At 61.5% G+C, this 2807-nt stretch carries 2 protein-coding genes and 1 pseudogene; all 3 read left to right on the forward strand.

From position 1 onward, the window contains the following. The coding region (gene treY, locus FEM54_RS29700; RefSeq protein WP_138453972.1) for a malto-oligosyltrehalose synthase at positions 1-1664 on the forward strand (1664 nt) is incomplete at its 5' end. A 24-nt stretch (positions 1665-1688) separates the two neighbouring features. Then, positions 1689-1958, forward strand: a complete 270-nt coding sequence (locus tag FEM54_RS29705) for a DUF2934 domain-containing protein (RefSeq protein WP_017138916.1) — start codon at positions 1689-1691, stop codon at positions 1956-1958. A 124-nt stretch (positions 1959-2082) separates the two neighbouring features. After that, positions 2083-2807 (forward strand): annotated as a pseudogene (locus tag FEM54_RS29710) (glycogen debranching protein GlgX); the annotation flags it as partial.

The raw sequence follows: 2807 nt of genomic DNA on the forward strand, positions 1-2807 counted from the left end.
CCACCGGCTATGAATTCATGAACCAGCTGTCGCTGTTGCAGCACGACCCAACAGGCTTTGCGCCGTTGGCGCAGCTGTGGACGCGCCACAGTGAACGGCCCGCCGCGTTTATCGAAGAAGCCTGGCTGGCCCGCCAGCAGATTCTCAACGGTTCCCTGGCCGGTGACTTCGAGAGTGTGGCCCAGGCCCTGCTGCAAGTGGCTCGCGACGACGTGATGACCCGCGACCTGACCCTGGGCGCAATCCGCCGTGCCTTGCAGGAGCTGATCGTGCACTTCCCGGTGTACCGCACCTACATCAGTGCCCGTGGGCGCAGCGCCCATGATGATGTGTTTTTCCTGCAAGCCTTGGCCGGTGCTCGCAGCACCTTGGGCGAAGGCGACTGGCCGGTGCTCGACCACCTGGAAAAATGGCTGGGCGGCCAGCCGTGGCGCAACCGCCCGGTCGGGCGTGAACGCAAGATGCTCAAGCATGCCTGCGTGCGCTTCCAGCAGCTCACGTCGCCGGCGGCGGCCAAGGCCGTGGAAGACACCGCCTTCTACCGCTCGGCGGTGCTGCTGTCGCGTAACGATGTGGGCTTCAGCACCGAACAGTTCAGTGCGCCGTTGGCGGATTTTCACGCGGCTAACCAGCAGCGTTTGCAGACCTTCCCCGACAACCTGCTGGCCACCGCCACCCACGACCACAAGCGCGGTGAAGACACGCGCGCGCGCCTTGCAGTGCTGAGTGAATGCGCGCCGTGGTATGTCGAACAGGTCGAGCATTGGCGCCGCCTCGCCGCACCGTTTCGCGAGGATGCACACAGCCCGTCGGCGGGCGATGAGCTGATCCTTTATCAAGTGCTGCTCGGCAGTTGGCCGCTGGAAACCAACCCAGACTTGCAGTCTTACCAGCAACGCCTGTGGCAATGGCAGCAAAAAGCCCTGCGCGAAGCCAAGTTGCAAAGCAGTTGGAGCGCGCCCAACGAAGCCTATGAACAGGCGGTCGATGCCTTCCTGTCACGCCTATTGCTCAGCGATGCCGGCACCCCGTTACGCAAGGCCATCGGCAGCGCCGCCCAGGCCATCGCCCCGGCGGGCGCACTGAACGGCCTGGCGCAATCCTTGCTTCGTATCACCGTGCCGGGTGTACCGGATTTGTACCAGGGCGATGAGTTCTGGGACTTCAGCCTGGTAGACCCGGACAACCGCCGCCCGGTGGACTTCAACGCACGGCAACAGGCGTTGAACACACCGCCGGACGTCGGCGAGCTGTTGTCCCATTGGCGCGACGGGCGTATCAAACAGGCGCTGATTGCCCAGGTGCTGGCCGTGCGCAAGGCCAACGCCGAACGCTTCCAACGCGGCAGCTACACGCCGCTGGAAGTGGTAGGCAAACACGCCGATCACGTCGTCGCATTTTGCCGCACGTATCAAGGCAAACACCTGCTGGTGGTGGTGCCACGCTGGCCCCATCGCCTGCTGGAAAACGGTGAACAACCCCATATCAATGCGCAGGTTTGGGGCGATACGCGGGTGAAATTACCGTTCGCCACCACAACACAAAACTGGAAGGGACTTTTTCATACAGGCGCAGTCACACCAAACAAGGAGCTGTTGATCAGCGCTGCCCTGGGGGATTTCCCGGTCAATGTCTTTATCAATCCCGATGATCAAGAAAGCTGAAAATTTTCTGTGAGGAGTATTGCGATGAGTACTGAAGACAAACGCATACGCGAGTTGGCGCATCAGATCTGGGAATCCGAAGGCAAGCCCCACGGTGAAGATGCACGCCACTGGGAGATGGCGCGCAAATTAGCCGAAGCCGAAGCGCTGACCCCAAGCAAACCCAAAGCTGCGGCCAAACCCAAGACCGCTCCCAAGCCTGCGCCAAAAGCCAAGCCGCCGGCCCCGGCGGCCAGCAAGCCCGCACCGCCAGCGGCCAAAAAGCCTGCGGCGCCAAAAAAGCCCAAGCCTTAACAGCCCACGCGCCTCCTGCCGACATTGTCGCCAGGAGGCCCTTTTTACTTTTCAGTGCGCCAGCTGAGCAACCGTCGGCACGGTAGCGCTCGGCCCGAAAAAAGACCCTTGCAGGAGCAATTTAATGAGCAAACCCGCTAACAACCCAGCCACGCCGCAAAACGAGCCGTCGCGGATTCGTGAAGGTTTGCCCTTCCCTCTAGGCGCCACCTGGGATGGCCTGGGTGTCAACTTTGCGCTGTTCTCAGCCAATGCCACCAAGGTCGAGCTGTGCCTGTTCGATGATACCGGCGAGGTCGAGCTTGAACGTATCGAACTGCCCGAATACACCGACGAAACCTTCCACGGCTACCTGCCCGACGCCCACCCCGGGCTGATTTACGGCTACCGCGTGTACGGTGCGTATGACCCGGCCAATGGTCACCGCTTCAACCACAACAAATTGCTGATCGACCCCTATGCCAAACAGCTGGTGGGTGAACTCAAATGGTCCGAGGCACTGTTCGGCTACACCATCGGCCACCCGGACGACGACCTCAGTTTTGACGAACGCGACAGCGCGCCCTTCGTGCCCAAGTGCAAGGTCATCGACCCTGCGCACACCTGGGGCAACGACCAGCCGGTACGGGTGCCATGGGACCGCACGATCATCTACGAAACCCATCTGCGTGGCATCAGCATGCGTCACCCGTCAGTGGGCGAGTCGGTGCGCGGCACCTGTGCCGGGCTGATGGAAGATGACGTGCTCAAACATATTCGCCAGCTCGGCGTGTCATCCGTCGAGCTGCTGACGGTGCATGCCTTCGTTAACGACCAGCACCTGCTGCAAAAAGGCATGACCAACTATTG

This window comes from Pseudomonas edaphica (assembly GCF_005863185.1).
GTDB classification, from domain to species: domain Bacteria; phylum Pseudomonadota; class Gammaproteobacteria; order Pseudomonadales; family Pseudomonadaceae; genus Aquipseudomonas; species Aquipseudomonas edaphica.